The organism is Defluviimonas salinarum (assembly GCF_026013545.1).
In the GTDB taxonomy this organism is placed as follows: Bacteria; Pseudomonadota; Alphaproteobacteria; order Rhodobacterales; family Rhodobacteraceae; genus Albidovulum; species Albidovulum salinarum.
The window spans coordinates 24,806-41,440 of record NZ_JAPDOG010000002.1 but is presented as its reverse complement, the minus strand read 5'-3'; the positions used below and the strand labels follow the sequence as shown (position 1 = coordinate 41,440).

The 16,635-nt window shown below is 69.5% G+C and carries 14 protein-coding genes; 7 read left to right on the top strand and 7 right to left on the bottom strand.

Features of this window, described 5'->3' with window-relative positions; genetic code table 11:
• The first annotated feature begins 102 nt into the window (after nucleotides 1-102).
• Nucleotides 103-918 (top strand): protein-disulfide reductase DsbD domain-containing protein, encoded by an 816-nt coding sequence (locus OM960_RS02405; RefSeq protein WP_264770976.1) that lies wholly within the window; start codon nucleotides 103-105, stop codon nucleotides 916-918.
• Here OM960_RS02405 and OM960_RS02400 read toward each other — a convergent pair.
• From OM960_RS02400 to OM960_RS02380, 5 genes are all read right to left on the bottom strand, one after another.
• Nucleotides 915-4,262 (bottom strand): efflux RND transporter permease subunit, encoded by a 3,348-nt coding sequence (locus tag OM960_RS02400; RefSeq protein ID WP_264770975.1) that lies wholly within the window; start codon nucleotides 4,260-4,262, stop codon nucleotides 915-917. The genes OM960_RS02405 and OM960_RS02400 overlap by 4 nt on opposite strands.
• Before the next feature lie 4 nt (nucleotides 4,263-4,266).
• A complete protein-coding gene (locus OM960_RS02395) occupies nucleotides 4,267-5,724 on the bottom strand; it encodes an efflux RND transporter periplasmic adaptor subunit (protein WP_264770974.1) in 1,458 nt (485 codons plus the stop codon).
• 88 nt (nucleotides 5,725-5,812) lie between these two features.
• The gene (moaB, locus tag OM960_RS02390; RefSeq protein WP_264770973.1) at nucleotides 5,813-6,355 is read right to left on the bottom strand and encodes a molybdenum cofactor biosynthesis protein B; all 543 of its coding nucleotides are present in this window, start codon (nucleotides 6,353-6,355) and stop codon (nucleotides 5,813-5,815) included.
• 19 nt (nucleotides 6,356-6,374) lie between these two features.
• Nucleotides 6,375-6,959, bottom strand: a complete 585-nt coding sequence (locus OM960_RS02385; protein ID WP_263336083.1) for a hypothetical protein — start codon at nucleotides 6,957-6,959, stop codon at nucleotides 6,375-6,377.
• Nucleotides 6,956-7,747 carry a uracil-DNA glycosylase gene (locus OM960_RS02380; protein WP_264770972.1) on the bottom strand — a complete coding sequence of 264 codons (792 nt, stop codon included), beginning with the start codon at nucleotides 7,745-7,747 and terminating at the stop codon, nucleotides 6,956-6,958. The genes OM960_RS02385 and OM960_RS02380 overlap by 4 nt, the downstream gene beginning before the upstream one ends.
• A 109-nt stretch (nucleotides 7,748-7,856) precedes the next feature.
• Here OM960_RS02380 and OM960_RS02375 point away from each other — a divergent pair, with 109 nt between their 5' ends.
• From OM960_RS02375 to OM960_RS02350, 6 genes are read left to right on the top strand one after another with little or no spacing between them, the layout of a single operon-like run.
• Entirely contained in the window at nucleotides 7,857-8,819 is a 963-nt protein-coding gene (locus tag OM960_RS02375) for an aspartate carbamoyltransferase catalytic subunit (protein WP_264770971.1), read from the top strand.
• Nucleotides 8,816-9,388 carry a hypothetical protein gene (locus tag OM960_RS02370; protein WP_264770970.1) on the top strand — a complete coding sequence of 191 codons (573 nt, stop codon included), beginning with the start codon at nucleotides 8,816-8,818 and terminating at the stop codon, nucleotides 9,386-9,388. The genes OM960_RS02375 and OM960_RS02370 overlap by 4 nt, the downstream gene beginning before the upstream one ends.
• Entirely contained in the window at nucleotides 9,385-10,686 is a 1,302-nt protein-coding gene (gene pyrC, locus OM960_RS02365; RefSeq protein ID WP_263336095.1) for a dihydroorotase, read from the top strand. Before OM960_RS02370 ends, pyrC begins: the two co-directional genes overlap by 4 nt.
• The gene (gene plsY, locus OM960_RS02360; RefSeq protein ID WP_264770969.1) at nucleotides 10,679-11,287 is read left to right on the top strand and encodes a glycerol-3-phosphate 1-O-acyltransferase PlsY; all 609 of its coding nucleotides are present in this window, start codon (nucleotides 10,679-10,681) and stop codon (nucleotides 11,285-11,287) included. Before pyrC ends, plsY begins: the two co-directional genes overlap by 8 nt.
• Nucleotides 11,284-11,535: a hypothetical protein gene (locus OM960_RS02355; RefSeq protein WP_264770968.1), complete on the top strand. Its 252-nt coding sequence runs from the start codon at nucleotides 11,284-11,286 to the stop codon at nucleotides 11,533-11,535. The genes plsY and OM960_RS02355 overlap by 4 nt, the downstream gene beginning before the upstream one ends.
• Nucleotides 11,532-11,663 (top strand): hypothetical protein, encoded by a 132-nt coding sequence (locus tag OM960_RS02350; protein ID WP_264770967.1) that lies wholly within the window; start codon nucleotides 11,532-11,534, stop codon nucleotides 11,661-11,663. The genes OM960_RS02355 and OM960_RS02350 overlap by 4 nt, the downstream gene beginning before the upstream one ends.
• A gap of 396 nt (nucleotides 11,664-12,059) precedes the next feature.
• Here the strand turns inward: OM960_RS02350 and OM960_RS02345 are convergent, their stop codons facing one another.
• Nucleotides 12,060-15,212 (bottom strand): efflux RND transporter permease subunit, encoded by a 3,153-nt coding sequence (locus OM960_RS02345; protein ID WP_264770966.1) that lies wholly within the window; start codon nucleotides 15,210-15,212, stop codon nucleotides 12,060-12,062.
• A complete protein-coding gene (locus tag OM960_RS02340) occupies nucleotides 15,209-16,501 on the bottom strand; it encodes an efflux RND transporter periplasmic adaptor subunit (RefSeq protein ID WP_264770965.1) in 1,293 nt (430 codons plus the stop codon). The genes OM960_RS02345 and OM960_RS02340 overlap by 4 nt, the downstream gene beginning before the upstream one ends.
• Nucleotides 16,502-16,635 lie beyond the last annotated feature (134 nt).

Sequence of the window (16,635 nt, the reverse complement as noted above, 5' to 3'; positions counted from 1 at the left end):
CGCGCCAGTCGGGGCCGGATACAAGGGCGATTGCCGACAAAACTCTTCGTGAGGGACGCGGTTGTGACTTCCAATCGCCGGCAAACGGCATAGCTTCACCTTATGATCAAAGCCCGCTCCCTTGCCCTGGCGCTGCCCGCCGTCCTTGCCCTCCTGCCCGCGACGGTTGCCGCCCAGGACCTGCCCGCGAACCTCGTCGCGGCCGAGATCCGCGGCGGCTGGCGAACCGAGAGCGGCACCCAGATGGCGGCGCTGCACCTGACTCTGGCGCCGGGCTGGAAGACCTACTGGCGCGCGCCCGGCGAAGCCGGATTCCCGCCGCAGTTCGACTGGAGCGGTTCGGCCAACATCGCCGATGCGACGATCCACTGGCCGACACCGGAGCTTTTTGACCTCAACGGCCTGCGCTTCGCCGGCTATCGTGACGAACTGGTCCTGCCGATCGAGTTCCGCCCCGCCGTCGCCGACCGGCCGATGTCGGTCAGCGGACGGATCGACCTCGGCGTCTGCGAAACGGTCTGCGTTCCGGTCTCGTTCGACGTGGCGGCCGATCTCGACCCCGCGGGGGGGCCCGACCCGATGATCCGCTCGGCGCTCGCCAATCAGCCCGAACCCGCCGCGACGGCCGGCCTGTCCCGGGCGCGCTGCTCGGTCGAGCCGATCCGCGACGGGCTGCGGCTGACCTCGGAACTGACCATGCCGCAGATCGGCCCGGAGGAATTCGCGGTGGTCGAACTTGCCGACCGCAGCATCTGGGTCTCGCAGGCCGAGACGGTGCGCGCGGGCGGCGACCTCGTGGCCGTGGCCGACCTGGTGCCATCGAACGCCGCGCCCTTCGCGCTCGACCGCTCGTCGGTGCATATCACGGTCTTCGGCGGCTCCGGCCGGGCCGTCGACCTTCAGGGCTGCACCGGCTAGACCCGTCCTCGCCGCCGCATCAGCGACCAGATCCCGAACCCTGTCGCCGCCAGCGTCACCGCCGCGGCGGCGAGCGTGAACCGCCCGAGTGCCGGCGCCATCGCCTCCCCGCCGAGAAGCGCGGGCGCCAGAAGCACGCCGAACGCCCCCAAAAGCGCCAGGGCGACGCCGGCCATGAGCGGGCGCAGCGCCCGGTTCCGCGCTGCGCGGCGGGTGGCGCGCAGCATGGCCGCGATGTCCTGCTGCACGGCGAGCAGCGCCGGCACCGCGAGGAGCACGAGGAACATTCCGAAGCCGAGCCCGTAGCAGAGCGTGATCACCGTCGGCTTCAGGAACTGCGCCTGCCGCGAGCCCTCGTAGAGCAGCGGCGCGAGACCGAGCACCGTCGTCGCCGTGGTCAGCATCACCGGCCGGAGCCGGTCGGCCACCGCGTCGACCACCGCCTCGGCGAAGGCGCGGCGGCGGGCATAGTCGTCGACCGTGGTGATCAGCACGATCGCGTCGTTGATGATGATCCCCGACATGCCGATCAGCCCCACGACCGAGAACATCGACAGCGGCAGTTCCCAGGCCGCATGACCGTGGATCGCGCCGATGAGGCCGAAGGGGATTACCGCCATGACGACGAGCGGCCGGGTCCAGCTCGAGAAGATCCAGGCCAGCACCGCGTAGATCCCCGTGAGCGCCGCGATCAGCCCGAAGAACGCGTCCGAAAGGAACGTGTCCTCCTCCGCGCGCAACCCCGACAGGCGGTAGGCGACGCCGTAATCCTCGGCGAGCCGCGGCAGGATCTCGGTCTCGAGCGCGTCGGCGATCTCGGTGGCGCGTTCCGGCGAATCCTCCGAAAGATCGCCGGTCACCGAGACCACCCTTTGCCCCATCTCGCGCCGGATCGTCGAGAAGCCGCTGCGGGCCGTCACCGTGACGATGTCCGAAAGCGGCACATAGGCCCCGGCCGCGCTGCGCAGGAGCGTGCGGTCAAGGAAGTCCGCGCTGAGTTCGCGTTCCGGCAGCTCCACCCGGATCTTCGCGGTGCGGGTGCCGGCGGGGAAGGTCGCGGACTCGATCCCGCTCAGCCGGTTGCGGAGCTCGCGCCCCAGGGCCTCGACCGTGAAGCCGAGCGCGCGGCCCTGCGGCGTCAGCTCGAGCACCAGCTCGTCCTTGTCATAGGGCAGGCTGTCCTCGAGCGCCGAGACCTCGGGGAACGGGGCAAGCGCCCGCTTCAGCGCCTCGGCGGCGGCCTTCAGCGTGTCGGCGTCCGCCCCGCTCAACTGGACGTCGAGCGCCGCACCGCCGGGCCCGTGGCGCCAGCTGCGGTAGGACAGCTCCTCCAGCATCGGATGGCCGGGCGCGGCCTCCTGCAGGTCGGCGGTGAACTCGAAGGCCGACCAGCTCCTGAGGTCGGGATCGACGAGGTCGATCGAGATCGAGCCGAGATGGTCCGGGTCCTTGGTCTCGGCGCTGGCGAGCCGCGGCCAGGAATTGGCGCCGACCTCGGCGATGACGTAGTCGAGCGGCTCGACCCCGAACTCGTCGCGGTATTTCGCGGCGACCGTCTCGACGCTTTCCTGGAGCGCGCGCATCACCTCGACGCTGTCCTCGCGGGTGGCGCCCGGCAGCATCGCGAAATTGCCGGTGATCGAGGCGCGTTCCGGCCGGTCGAAGAACCGCCAGTAGACATCGCCGCGAATGAACTGCCCGACTTCGAAGGCGAGAAGCGCCAGCGCCGCCGCGAGCACCGGGTAGCGCGCGGCGATCACGGCGCGGGTGAGCGGGCGGAACAGGCGTTCGCGGACCCAGCCAAGGCCGCGGTTCATCACCCGGCTCGGCGCGTCATACCAATGCCCGCGCGCCGCTTTCGACAGCGAATGGGCCATGTGGTTCGGCAGGATCAGGAAGGCTTCGAGCAGCGAGGCGATGAGGACGACACTGATGGTGAAGGGAATGTCGGCGATCAGATCGCCGAAACGGCCCGAGATCGCGGTCAGCCCGAGAAACGCGATGACCGTGGTCACGGTCGAGGAGAAGACCGGCGCCGCCATCCGCCGGACCGCGGTCTCGGCCGCGGTGAACGGCGCCTCGCCCAGTTGCCGGACGCGGAAGTCGGTGTGCTCGCCCACCACGATCGCGTCGTCGACGACGATGCCGAGCGTCAGGATCAGCGCGAAGAGCGAGATCATGTTGAGGGTCAGGCCGGAAGCATGCATCAGCGCCACCGCCGCGAGCATCGCCACCGGGATCCCGGCCGCCACCCAGAACGCCGTCCGCGCATTGAGGAACAGGAACAGCAGCGAGACCACCAGCGCGAGCCCCATCGCGCCATTGTCGAGCAGGATGTCGAGCCGGGCGCTGATGTCGTCGGACCGCACCCGGATCAGGTCGATCGTCACGCCCGCGGGCAGCGACGGCCGCATCGCCTCGGCCACCGCTTCAACACTGCGCTGGATCGCGATCGCGTCGCCCTCGGCCGAGCGGTCGACCCGCAGCACGACTGCGGGCGCGTCGCCGACGTAATAGGCGTGGACGTCATTGCCGCCCGCCACGGTGATCCGCGCCACATCGCCAAGTGTCAGCGCGGTGCCGTCGGGCTCGGAGCGCAGCACGATGGCCCGAAGCGTGTCGGGGCTCCGCCGCTCGGTCCCGGTCCTGAGCCGCGCCGCGCCGCCGCCTAGCTCGCCCGCCGGATCGGCCTCGGCCTCGGCGCCGACCCGCTCGGCGATCCCGGCGAGCGTCAGGTCGTGGCGCATCAGTTCGAGCGTCGCCACCTCGATCACCACCTCGGGCGCCGCGAGCCCCTCGACCGAGGCGCGCGTAACCCCGGCCTCGAAAAGCCGTGCCAGCAGCTCGTCGGCGAGCCGGGTCAGCTGGTCGGGCGCCACCGGCCCGGTGAGCACGAGGTTCGTGACCCGGTCGCGCCAGGCGCTGCGCCGGACCTCGGGCCGCTCGGCGTCGTCGGGCAGGCCGGTCACGGCGGCGACCGCCGCCTCGACCTCGTCCACCGCGCGGCCAAGATCCCAGTCGGGCTCGAATTCCAGCGTCACCGCGGCCGAGCCCTCGCGCGCGACCGAGGAGACCTCGGCCACGCCCTCGACCGCGATCAGCGCCGGTTCCAGAAGCTGGACGATGCCACGGTCGACATCCTCGGCCCCGGCCCCCTCCCATTCGGTCGTGACGGTGACCTCCTGGATCACCACGTCGGGGAAATACTGCGCCCGCATCCGCGGCAGCGCCGCGAGCCCGGCGGCGATGAAGAGCACGAGGACGAGGTTCGCCGCCGTCGCGTGGCGGGTGAAATAGGACAGGATCCCGCCCGCGGCGCCCAGCCTGTCGCGCGGCGCGGCCACCGCCTCAGCCCCCCATCCGCGATTCGAGGCGCTCGACGATCTCGGCCGGCACCCGGTCCTCGCGGAGCTTGGCGAGCACCCGCGCCTTGGCCTCCTCGGCCATCGCGGCCGAGTTCTCGACGAAGGCGATGAGGGCCGCGCGGCGTTCGGGCGTGAGGTCGATAAGCGCCTCGCCCGCCACCCCGGTCGCCGCCCCGCCGCGCACCGGCCGGACCCTGATGCCCGCGCCGAGGAGCGCGGTGCGCTCGACCACGATCTCGCGGCCCTGAAGCGCGTCGACGGCGAGGATCACGTCATCGCCCTGGCGCCGGAGCAACTCGACCGGCACCGCTTCGAGCCGGTCGTCGGGACCGAGCGCCAGCACCGTGCCGTCGGAGCCGACCGCGACGGCGGGCACCAGCGCCACGCCGTCGAGCGGCGGCTCGGCGATCCTTATCGTCACGAAATCGCCCGGCCGGAAGCCCGGCGCGTCGCCGAGCGTGGCGAAGACCAGCCGCCCGCTGGCACCCTCCCCGACCGCCGCATCGACCCGCGCCAGCCGCCCCCCGGCGGCGAGATCGGCGCCGAAGACGTCGAGCGCGGCCCGGACCGGCAACGGCCGCAGCCGCCCCGCCTCGTCGATCAACCGCGCATATTGCGCGGTGGAGACCCGGAAGGCGACCTCGAGAGTCGTGGGGTCGATCAACTCGCCGAGCTTCTCTGTCTTGGCCACGAGCCCGCCCGCGACCACCGTCACCCCGGAGAGAACCCCCGAGAAACCGGCCCTGAGCTCGGTTTCCGCGAGCCGCCGCTCGGCCTCGGCCAGCGCGAGATGCTGGCGGTCGAGCGAGGTCGCCGCCCGGTCGACGCGGCCCTCGGCCTCTGCGAGCGCCTGGCGGCGCGAGACGATGGCCTGTCGGGCGTTCGACATCGCAAGCTCCGCCGTTTCGAGATCGGCCGCCGTGCCGATGCCACGCCCGGCCAGCCCGGTCTGCCGCTCAAGCGCCTTGGCCCGGAGCGCCGCCTGCGCCTTGGCGGCGTCGAGATCGGCCTGCGCAAGCTCCAGCGCACGAGCCGCGTCGCGCACCTCGGCCTCGGCCTCGCGCAGGCCGGTCCGCGCGAGATCACGCGCCGACTGAGCATCGGCGGGGTCGATCCGCACCAGGAGCTGGCCCGCCGCGACCACCGCGCCGTCGGCGAAATCGGGGGCGAGCTCGACGATCTGCCCGGCGGCGGCGGCCCGGAGCTCCAGCTTGCGGCGGCTCCTGACCTCTCCGAACACGGTCATCTCCGGGGCGATTCGGCTGGGCTCCAGCGTGATCACCCGCGCGGTGAAGACCCGCTCCTCCGCCGGGCGGCTATTGCCCTTGTCGGCATTGCGCGCCTCGAACGCCGATCTGAGCGTGGCCCCGGCCACCGCCAGAAGCGCGATTGTCAGCGCAAGAAGGAACAGCCCGGCAAGGCTGCGCAGGAGAAATCGCATCGGTTCCCGTTTCGTTGCCCCGCAGCGCAGAAATCCTAGACCCGGAGCGCAAATCCTCCAAGTCCAAAGGGTTGAACGCGCGAAGCCGTTACTTCCGTCGCAGATGCTCGTCGAGGCGCGGCATGATCTCGACGAAGTTGCAGGGCCGGTGGCGGTAGTCGAACTGCCACTTCAGGATCTCGTCCCAAGCGTCCTTGCAGGCGCCGGGGCTGCCCGGCAGCGCGAAGAGGTAGGTGCCGCCCGCGACCCCGCCGCAGGCACGGCTCTGCACCGCAGAGGTGCCGATCTTCTGCATCGAGACGATGGTGAAGACGGTGCCGAAGGCCTCGATCTCCTTCTCGTAGACGTCGCGGTGCGCCTCGACCGTGACGTCGCGCCCGGTGAGCCCGGTGCCCCCGGTCGTGAGGATCACGTCGACCTCCGGATCGGCGATCCAGTCGCGAAGCCGCGCGGCGATCCGGTCCCGCTCATCCTGCACGATGTCGCGGTGGGCGAGGCGGTGCCCGGCCTCGGTCAGCCGCGCCACCAGAGTGTCGCCGGAGCGGTCCTCGGCCATCGACCGCGTATCCGAGACGGTGAGGACGGCGATGCGGACCGGGATGAAGTCCTTGGTGTCGTCGATGCGGCTCATGTGCGACCTTTGACTGGTTTCACAGACACGGGGTGTCTGCCGGAAGACGAGGAACGGCCAGAATGCCGTCGAGCCAGGCATCGGTGCCCGAAGCGATAAAACTCCTGGCGAACCCGATCGCGTCCGCGTTTTCTTCCATCCCGGACTCGCAGGATGAAGTGCGCGAAATCGGATCGGACGCGACGGACGCGCGAAACGCCATATCGACAGCATCATAGGGCTGCGGCGGATAGATGTTTTCCGCGTAATGCCTGAGTGCTCTTGCTCTCATGACACCAAGCCGCCCCTTTTCGTCCTCCGTGAACAACAGGGGGCATGCCGTGTCCATAGCAGAGATGGATCTCAGGATCGTGACGAAACAACCGACGGCGTTGCCATCGGTTGCCATGGTGGTGATTTGCCCGTTCGCCCGCCGCGAGACGACGGTTCCGCCTTCGAGCTTCAAGACCTCGACCGCCGATCCGTCACCCGCCGTCTGCGTCTCGACCAACCTGGCATTAACGGCAAACAGCGCGTCGTAATCCGTGCCGATCCACGGCTCGGCCGACGCACCGTGTCCGGTGAAGGCAATGAGAAAGCAGGCATGGACCCAAAGCGCCCTCATGGAAGTTCTCCCAACCGTGCCTTGATGTCGAGAAGATCGGCCCAGGCCTCGCGCTTGGCCGCCGGGGTGCGCAAGAGATAGGCCGGATGGGTCATCGGCATCGCCGGGCGTCCGAAGGCCTCGGTCCAGCTGCCGCGCAGCCTGAGAATACCGCGCTTGCCGAGCGCGGCAGCGCAGGGCGTGTTGCCCATCAGGACGAGGATATCGGGGTTCACGAGCTCCACATGGCGCTTCACGAAGGGCAGCATCATCGCGATCTCGGCCGGGTCCGGGTCGCGGTTCTGCGGCGGCCGCCAGGGCATGACATTGGTGATGTAGAGCGCCTCGTCGGCGTGATGCGCGGTCCGGGCAAGCCCGATCGCCGCGAACATCCGGTCGAGGAGCTGGCCGGCGCGGCCGACGAAGGGCCGCCCCTCCATGTCCTCGTCGCGCCCCGGCGCCTCGCCGAGGATCATCACCCGCGCCTCGGGGTTGCCGTCGGCGAAGACGAAGTTGCGCGCCCCCTTCTTCAGCTCGCAAAGCTCGAACGCCGCCTGGGCCGCGGCGAGCTCCTCAAGGCTCCCGGCGCGCGCCGCGGCCTCGGTCGCGGCGGCGACCGGATCGGCCTCCGGCTCCGCCGCCACGGGGGCTTCGGGTGCGGCCGGGGCGGAAGGCTTCGGCGCCTCGGCCGCGATCTCGTAGCGGTTGACCGGGGCCTCGCCGATCGGCTCGTCCGCGCCAAGCTCGATCTGCCAGTCGAGCAGCGCCTTGGCGGCGTGGAAATCCATATGGGCGAGGGCGGTCTGCATGGCCGCCAAGCTAGGGCCGCGGCACGACGGGGGCAAGCGCCCGCTTTGACCGTTGCCCCGCCCGCGTCCATTTGCCATAAGCTGGCGCGAAACGGGACCGGAGCACCACATGACTTTCCGCGCGCGTCACCTCCTAGGCATCGAACACCTGGCCCCGGAGGAGATTCGCACCGTCCTCGACCTCGCTGAAAAATACGTCGAGCTGAACCAGCGCACGGTGAAACAGGCCGACTCGCTGAAGGGCATGACCCAGATCAACATGTTCTTCGAGGCCTCGACGCGGACGCAGGCGTCGTTCGAGCTCGCGGGAAAGCGGCTCGGCGCCGATGTGATGAACATGGCGATGCAGCACTCCTCGGTGAAGAAGGGCGAGACGCTGATCGACACCGCGCTGACCCTGAACGCGATGCATCCCGATCTGCTCGTCGTCCGCCACCCCGCCTCGGGTGCTGTCGATCTCCTCGCCCAGAAGGTCAACTGCGCGGTCCTGAACGCGGGCGACGGACGCCACGAGCACCCGACGCAGGCGCTTCTGGACGCGCTGACGATCCGCCGCGCCAAGGGCCGGATCCAGCGCCTCACGGTCGCGATCTGCGGCGACATTGCCCACAGCCGGGTGGCCCGCTCGAACCTGATCCTTCTTGGCAAGATGGAGAACCGCATCCGCCTGATCGGCCCGCCGACGCTGATGCCCTCCGGCGTCCGCGACCTAGGCTGCGAGGTCTACGAGGACATGCGCGAGGGGCTGAAGGATTGCGACGTGGTGATGATGCTGCGCCTCCAGAAAGAACGCATGGACGGCGGCTTCATCCCCTCCGAGCGCGAATACTACCACCGCTACGGGCTCGATGCGGAAAAGCTGGCTTATGCCAAGGAGGACGCCATCGTCATGCATCCGGGGCCGATGAACCGGGGGGTGGAGATCGACGGCGAGCTCGCCGACGACATCAACCGCTCGGTGATCCAGGACCAGGTCGAGATGGGTGTCGCGGTGCGGATGGCCTGCATGGACCTCCTGGCGCGAAACCTGAGGGCCGAACGCGGCCGGCAGGCGGCGGGGGTGATGGTGTGAGTGATGTGCCACCTAGTTTCGTCACGCATGAGTTGCATGATGGCGAAGAGATGATCTCGTTCGTTCCAGAGCCCGATCAGGGCACACGTCTCCGCATCCTTCGAGCTTTCGTTCCCCTCGCCCTCGTCTTGATCTTCGGTCTCGCGCTGAGCTTCGATGACAGAAGGAGCCCTGCGGATGCTCTCGGGATGCTCGGGGTGGTCGGCAGCGTCGTCTACATTTTCGTACACGTGATTCGTCTCTGCCGGACCAGCTACGCCATCACGTCAAAGCGCCTGATGCGCTTCGTCGCCGGACGAAAGATTGAGGATCTGGAGCTTGCTGCATGCGCCAAGCCCTTCGTGCTTGATCTTAGTAAGAGCGACTCCCTCATCGCGCGCGGATCAGCGCGCTTCATGTCCCTTCAACCGATAGTGCGATTTGACCGCACGCAGGTCGCATCATTGACGCTTGGGGCATTCCTAACCAGTCGTGATCGAACGGGTATGCAGATCGGGTATCCCGCGCACGACATTCCCACCCCGCAGATACTTGGGGATGCAACACGCGCTTGGGAGGCCGCTCAGTGACCACTCTCCTCACCAACGCCCGCCTGATCGACCCCGAGGCCGGAACCGACGCGCTCGGCGCGGTGCTGATCGAGGACGGCGTCATCGCCCGTGTCTTCGACACGCCCGACGGGATGCCCGACAAGAGCCCGACACTTCGCCGACTGGATGCCGACGGCAAATGCCTCGCCCCCGGCATCGTCGATCTCGGCGTCAAGATCGGCGAGCCGGGGGAGCGTCACAAGGAGTCGTTCCGCTCCGCCGGCCTCGCGGCGGCGGCGGGGGGCGTCACCACGATCATCGCCCGGCCCGACACCCATCCCGCCATCGACAACCCCGAGACGCTCGAATTCGTCACCCGCCGCGCCGCCGAGGCCTCGCCGGTCCGCATCCGCCACATGGCGGCGCTGACCAAGGGTCGCGAGGGACGGGAGATGACCGAGATCGGCTTCCTCCTCGACGCCGGCGCAATCGCTTTTACCGATTGCGATCATGTGGTTACCGACACCAAGGTGCTGTCCCGCGCGCTGACCTACGCGAAGTCCTTGGGCGCGCTCGTCATGGGCCACCCGCAGGAGCCGATCCTGTCAGCGGGGGCCGCCACGACCAGCGGCAAGTTCGCCTCCCTGCGCGGCCTGCCCGGCGTCTCGCCGATGGCCGAGCGGATCGGCTTTGACCGCGACATGGGCATGGTCGAGATGACCGGGGTGAAGTACCACTTCGACCAGATCACCACCGCCCGCGCCCTGCCGCCCCTCGAACGCGCCAAGAAGAACGGTTTCGACGTGACGGCGGGGACCTCGATCCACCACCTCACATTGAACGAGTTCGACGTCGGCGACTACCGCACCTTCTTCAAGGTCAAGCCGCCCTTGCGCAGCGAGGACGACCGGCTCGCGGTGGTGGAGGCCGTCGCCTCGGGCCTCATCGACATCATCTCGTCGATGCACACGCCGCAGGACGAGGAGAGTAAGCGCCTGCCCTACGAGGACGCGGCCTCCGGCGCGGTGGCGCTGGAGACCTTCCTGCCGGCGGCGATGCGGCTCCACCATGCCGGGCAGCTGACCCTGCCGCAGCTCTTCCGGGCGATGGCACTCAATCCGGCGAAACGGCTCGGCCTGCCGCAGGGGCGGCTGGCGGAGGGCGCGCCGGCCGACCTAGTGCTCTTCGATCCCGACACGCCCTTCGTCCTCGACCGCGCCAAGCTGCGCTCGAAGTCGAAGAACACGCCGTTCGACGGGCAGCGGATGGAAGGAAGGGTGCTCGCGACCTTCGTCGCCGGACGGCAGGTCTTCGGGGCGGAGGCGCGCGATGCCTGAGATTACCAGCGGCGCGGCGGCGCTGATCCTCGCCGGGGTTCTCGGCTACCTCCTCGGTTCGATCCCCTTTGGGGTGGTGCTGACCCGGATCATGGGGCTCGGCGATCTGAGGAAGATCGGTTCGGGCAATATCGGCGCCACCAACGTGCTCCGGACCGGCAACAAGGGGGCGGCCTTCGCGACGCTCGTCCTCGACGGCGGCAAGGGCGCGGCGGCGGTCCTCGCGGCGCGGGCTTGGGCCGGCGAGGATGCAGCACAGCTCGCCGGTCTCGCGGCCTTTCTCGGCCATCTCTTCCCGGTCTGGCTCGGCTTCAAGGGCGGCAAGGGCGTCGCGACCTTCCTCGGCACGCTTCTGGCACTCGCCTTCCCGGTCGGCCTTGCCGCCTGCGCGACCTGGCTCGTCACCGCGATCGTCAGCCGCATCTCCTCGCTCTCCGCGCTCGTCGCGGCGGCGCTCGCGGCGGTTTGGGCGGCGCTTCTCGGTCACGGCGAGATGGTGGTGCTGATCCTTCTCCTCGCCGCCCTCGTCTTTGTCCGCCACGCGCCCAACATCGCACGGCTGAGGGCCGGGACCGAGCCGAGGATCGGCGGCAAGAAGTGACCGGAGACCGGTTCCGGGCGGCGCTCGACGCGATCCCCGAGGGCAGCCGCAAGGGCCGGTCCAAGGCCGACGCCACCAGATCGAGAGGCTCGTTCCTGCGGGGAGCCGCGGCGCGAAGCTGGTGGCGCGGGGTCCGGGCGGGCGGCCCGATCGCGGAGGATATCTCGGCCGGCGAGCGGCTCCAAGCCGAGAACCACGCTACCCGTCATGGCGCCGATGTGGAGGGACAGGCCGACTGGCGCGCGTGAGGGAACTGGCCCATGAGGCGATCCGGGAAAGCCCCGACATCGTGATGGAGGCTCCCGCGGCCCTTCAAGAGCGGCAGGTCAAAGCCGAGACCGCCGCGAAAACCGATGTTCAGGCGAACGCGCACTGATCGCGGCCCGCGCCGGCGACCCCCGGCCCGACTGCCCGTTCCTGTCCGGCCTCGCCACCGGCGGATACGGACGCCAGCCAACAGAAACGTCTAGCCGCGAACGGAGCCCTGTCCAGACCGTGTTCAACACCCGGGAAATGCCGGCCGCGTCACGGGCGGACAAACGCGTCGTTGACCCGCGGCCCGTCGGGCACTCAGGCGTGACGGCGGCCGGATCGGCGCCTGACCGGCCGACCAGCATGTGCCTCAAGATATCGGAAACGCGACTGCCGCGTTCCCGAGCCACCTCCGGCCTGGCCCCGCGCCAAGGTCGGGTGTAGCCCGACCCCGGACCTTCAAACGCCCGAAAGCGTCGGTTGCCCGGGATCGAGCCCTCTCACCGGTGCGCCGGAAAGATCAGGCCGCCATTCGCTCCGGCGCGTCCTTGCGAAGCGGGCCGCGCCCCATGCTCCATCCCTTGATGCTCCCGTAGACGGCTGGAATGACGATCAGCGTCAGGAGCGTCGAAGAGACCATGCCGCCGATCATCGGCACCGCGATGCGCTGCATGACCTCTGAGCCCGTGCCATCGGCCCAGAGGATCGGCATCAGACCGGCCGTGATCGCCACCACCGTCATCATCTTCGGCCGCACCCGCTCCACCGCCCCGACCATGATCGCCGAATGGAGGTCCGCACGGGTCAGGGACCGCCCGCTTTCCCGCACCGCGGTGCGTGCCTCCTCCAGGGCATGATCGAGGTAGATCAGCATGATCACTCCCGTCTCGGCGGCGACCCCGGCGAGCGCGATGAACCCGACCGCGACCGCCACCGACAAGTTGAAGCCCATGAACCACATCAGCCAGATGCCCCCCACCATGGCGAACGGGAGCGAGAGCATCACGATCAGCGTCTCGGTCAGCCGGCGGAAGTTGAGATAGAGCAGCAGAAAGATCAGCGCGAGCGTCAGCGGCACGACCAGAGCGAGCCGCTGCTTGGCGCGCTCCAGATACTCGAACTGACCGCTCCAGCCGAGCCAGTAGCCCTTGGGCAGGGTCACCGACGCCGCGACCGCGGCCTGCGCCTCGGCGACATAGCCGCCGAGGTCGCGCCCGGCGATGTCGACGAAGACATAGACCGTGAGCCGGCCGTTTTCGGTGCGGATCGCGGTCGCACCCCGGTTGCGCTCGATCGTCGCGACCTCGCCGAGGGGCACGGTGCCGCCGCCGGGCAGGTCCACCTGCACCTCGCGCTCGATGACCTCAGGGTCGGAGCGGAAGGCGGCCGGATAGCGCAGCGCGACATTGTAGCGCTCGCGCCCCTCCACGGTCTGGGTGATCGCCTCGGCGCCGAGCGCCATCGCGATGACCTCCTGAACATCCGCGACCGACAGGCCATAGCGGCCGAGCGCGATGCGGTCCGGCACGATGTCGAGGTAGTAGCCGCCGATCACCCGTTCGGCATAGGCGCTGGTGGTGCCGGGCACGGTGCGCAGCACCGCCTCGACCTCGCGCGCGATGCGCTCCAGTTCGGCTAGGTCATCGCCGTAGACCTTGACGCCGACCGGCGTGCGGATCCCGGTCGAGAGCATGTCGATCCGCGCCCGGATCGGCATTGTCCAGGCATTGGAAACGCCGGGGAACTGCAGCGCCGCATCCATTTCGTGCCGCAGGCTCTCGACGGTGACGCCGGGGCGCCACGCCTCGCGCGGCTTGAGCTGGATGATCGTCTCGAACATCTCGGTCGGCGCGGGATCGGTCGCGGTCAGCGCCCGGCCCGCCTTGCCGAAGACGCTTTCAACCTCGGGGAAGGAGCGGATGATGCGGTCCTGCGTCTGCATCAGCTCCGCGGCCTTGGCGACCGAGAGGCCAGGCAGCGTCGTGGGCATGTACATCAGCGTGCCCTCGTCGAGCGTCGGCATGAATTCGGAGCCGAGTTGCCGCGCCGGCCAGACCGTTGCCAGAAGCGCCGCGAGGGCGGCGAGGATGGTCAGGGTCCTGGCCTTCAGGACCGCCGCGATCACCGGCCGATAGAGCGCGATCAGGAACCGGTTGATCGGGTTACGGTGCTCGGGGATGATCCGGCCGCGCACGAAGACGACCATGAGCGCCGGCACCAGCGTCACCGACAGAAGCGCCGCCGCCGCCATGGCGAAGGTCTTGGTATAGGCGAGCGGGCCGAACATCCGCCCCTCCTGACCTTCCAGCGTGAAGATCGGCAGGAACGACACGGTGATGATCAGCAGGCTGAAGAACAGCGCCGGGCCGACCTCGGACGCCGCCTCGATCAGCACCTCGATCCGGGGCTTGTCCGGTGCGGCGCGTTCGAGGTGCTTGTGGGCGTTCTCGATCATCACGATCGCCGCGTCGATCATCGCGCCGATGGCGATGGCGATGCCGCCGAGGCTCATGATGTTGGCGCCGATGCCGAGCGCCCGCATCGCCGCGAAGGCCATCAGGAGGCCCACCGGCAGCATCAGGATCGCCACCAGCGACGAACGGACATGCAGGAGGAACAGTATCGTGACCGCCGCCACGATCAGGCTTTCCTCGATCAGCGTCGTCTTCAGCGTCGCGATGGCCGAGCGGATCAGGCCGGAGCGGTCGTAGACCGGAACGATCTCGACCCCCTCGGGCAGGGCGGCCGAGACCGTCGCGAGCTCCGCCTTGGCATTGTCGATCACGTCGAGCGCATTGGCGCCCACCCGTTGCAGCACGATGCCGCTCGCGACCTCGCCCTCGCCATCGAGCTCGGCGATCCCGCGCCGCTCGTCGGGGACGACCTCGACCCGCGCGACATCGCGCAGGAGGATCGGCACCCCTCCGACGCTGCGCAGCGCGATCGTCTCGATATCCTCGATCCCGCGCAGGTAGCCCCGGCCGCGCACCATGAACTCGAACTCCGACAGCTCGACGGTCCGCCCGCCGGTGTCCTGGTTGCTGGCGCGGATCGCGGCCTTCAGGTCGGCAAGCGTGATGCCTTGGGCCCGCATCCGCACCGGATCGGCCGTGACCGAATACTGCTTGACGAAACCGCCGACGCTCGCGACCTCCGAGACGCCCTCGGCGCGGCTCGCGGCGTAGCGGACGACCCAGTCCTGCAGGGACCGCAACTCGACCAGGGACAGGTTCTCGCCCTTCAGCGCATATTGATAGACCCAGCCGACGCCGGTCGCGTCGGGCCCGAGCGCCGGCGTCACCCCCTCGGGCAGCCGGGCAGCGGCGGCGTTGAGGTATTCAAGAACGCGGCTGCGCGCCCAGTAAGGGTCCACGCTGTCCTCGAAGAGGATGTAGACGAAGGAGATGCCGAAGAACGAGAAGCCGCGCACGACGCGCGAACGCGGCACCGTCAGCATGGCCGACGTCAAGGGATAGGTGATCTGGTCCTCGACCACCTGCGGCGCCTGGCCCGGGTGCTCGGTCAGGACGATCACCTGCACGTCCGACAGGTCCGGAATGGCGTCGATCGGCAGGCTACGCAGCGACCAGATGCCGGCGGCGACGCTCAGCGCGGCGGCGAAGAACACGAGGACCAGGTTGCGCGCGGACCAGGCGATGATGTTGGCGATCATTGCCCTGCCTCCGCGCCCGACAGCGCCGCGAGGGCCGCGTTCAGGTTGCTGTCGGCGTCGAGAAGAAAGGTCGCGGTCGTCACGACGCGCGTCCCCTCGGCAAGACCGTCGCGGATCTCCACCATGCCGTTGCCGCGGCGCCCCGGCACGACCTCCTGCGCGGCGAAGCGCCCCTCGCCCATATCGCGGATCACGACCTGCCGGTCGCCGGTGTCGATAACCGCGCTGTCGGGCACCTGCACGACGGCCGCGCGGTCGCCTGCGGCGATCTCGACCTCCGCATACATGTTGATCAGGAAGCGCCCGTCCGGGTTCGGCAGGTCGATGCGCACCCTCGCAGTCCGGGTCTGGAGGTCGACCTCGGGATAGATCTCGCTCACCCGTGCGGTGAGCGCCTCGCCTGGCAGCCCGCGCAGGCTGACCAGCGCCTCGGCGCCGCGCGCGACGCCACTCAGCGCCGCTTCGGGCACGTCGGCCATGACCCAGACCTGCGACGTGTCGGCGATGCGGAACAGAGGTTCGCCCGCCTTCGCCATCATTCCCTCGACCGCGAGACGCTCCAGAACCACGCCGGACCGCGGCGCCGTCAGGGCGATGCTCACCTGGGCGCGCCGATCCGCCGCGATGGCGTCGATCTGCCCGACCGGCACACCGAGATTCTCCAGCCGCCGCCGGCTGCCTTCGGCCCGCCCTCCGCCGTCGCGAAGGTCCGACACGAAGAGCGCCGCCGCCGCCGTTACCTCGGGCGAATAGAGCATCGCGAGCGGCGTGCCCCGCCGGACCGTTGCCCCGGTGGTCACGTCCGCAACGGTCTCGAGGAAGGCATCGGCGCGCAGCGCGACGACGGTGAGGCGGCGCTCGTCGAGCCGGACAATGCCCGGCGCACGCACCGTCATCGCCAAGGGCCCGCGTATCGCCTGCGTCGTCCGCACGCCGGTCCGTTGCAGCTTGCCCGGCGAGACCCGGATGGTGCCGGCATCGTCGACCTCGCCTTCGTAGACGGGGATGTAGTCCATCCCCATCGGGTCCTTCTTCGGAACCGGCGAGGTGTCGGGCAACCCCATCGGATTGCGGTAGTAGAGAATGCGCCGGGTGTCGCTGGCCGCCGTCCCGGCGGCAACAGGCATCGCCATCGCGTCCTGCCCGTCAAGCCCGCCGGCCGCTTCCGCGCCGGAATGGGCGTGAGGAGTCGAGGCGGCCGGAGCCGCCTGCTGGCCGGCGGTGATCCCGGCCCAGCCGGTCGCGCCGGCAAGGACCGACGCCAGAAGGACATTCCGTGCCGCCTTCATGACCGCACCCCGCGCCGGGCCAGTCCCGGGCAATGATCCTCAGCGACCGCGTTGCAATTGGCGGCCGCCGTCGGGCCGAGGCCCGTGACGCGCGCGACGTCGCGCCGAAGGCACGATCTGTGCATGTCGATACT